Here is a 475-nt window from a genome sequence, read left to right on the forward strand (position 1 = left end):
ATTGTGCACCATCCGCGCGTCATGGAGCGCCTTTCTGAGGCCCGGGCCTTCAATTATGGCGGTGGTTCCAGCATGCCGATGCAGGGGTTCGCAGGTCGCTCAGGAGGCAATAGTGCGGTACGTCAGGTGATACAGCGCTAAAGTCTAATTCTCAATTTTAGAGCACTAGAACTTAGTGAGTATTCAGCATGGCTAAAAGGTCGAAAAAGGCTAAAAAGCCACGCGAATCCTATGTGTTGCCGCAATCCTCGGGCTTGGCACCGGACACGAAACGTGTACTGGCGCTAGACCCGGGTTCCAGTAATACCGGGATCGCGGTGGTGGCCGTAAACGCCAGCGGCAAAGTAAAGGTAATGGCCAATGCGGTGTTAGAAAAGCCCGTTTCGGATTTGACCCGGTTCGGGCCCTCCCGCACCGAATTCTTGGCAGAACGAAAAAGATGGGTTGATCTGTACAAACCGGACGGCTTCGTTGC

At 54.1% G+C, this 475-nt stretch carries 1 protein-coding gene; it reads left to right on the forward strand.

Annotated elements, in window-relative coordinates:
* Nucleotides 1-188: 188 nt before the first annotated feature.
* A partial coding sequence (locus AC1RO3_RS08585) for a hypothetical protein (protein WP_481764015.1) occupies nucleotides 189-475 on the forward strand: 287 nt, incomplete at its 3' end.

It is taken from the genome of Dellaglioa sp. CoH-57-MRSF-19 (genome assembly GCF_056781975.1).